1 pseudogene is annotated in these 421 nt (G+C 41.8%); it reads left to right on the plus strand.

The window, feature by feature from the left end:
• A pseudogene (locus KVT34_RS29900) lies at positions 1 to 295 on the plus strand (hypothetical protein); the annotation flags it as partial.
• Positions 296 to 421: the final 126 nt, after the last annotated feature.

A 421-nucleotide genomic window follows, 5' to 3' on the forward strand; every position in this document is an offset into this window, starting at 1 on the left:
TGTAGAGCTAAAAGAAGCGGAAGCGTTTATGCAAATTCAAGGTGAGGGACGCAATCAATTCGCTTATGTAAATGGTCAAAAGGTAGCACTTACAAATGACACATTACGTGATGCGTATCGACAACATTACAGTAAGGTAGAACGTCAGCAACTTATGGCAGTAGAGCAGGAATTAGCATCGATTGATATTAAAATTTTCCAAAAAAGAGATGCTTGGGGGACAGCAAAAGAATCGGCGGATCTTGTGAAAGCAAAAGCCTATGTACAAGCAAATCTACTTAAATTTTTGGCGTAGGAGGTTGTTATGGATCCAAAACAAACTGCAATGAGAAATAAGCAGCGTGAACGGCAGCAACGCGGGGGTGATGTTCAAGCAGAAATTAGAAGAAGCTGGAGAGAAATCCCAAGAGGATGGCGCATG

Origin of the sequence: Paenibacillus sp. GbtcB18, assembly GCF_019091125.1 — a bacterium.
In the GTDB taxonomy this organism is placed as follows: domain Bacteria; phylum Bacillota; class Bacilli; order Paenibacillales; family NBRC-103111; genus Paenibacillus_F; species Paenibacillus_F chitinolyticus.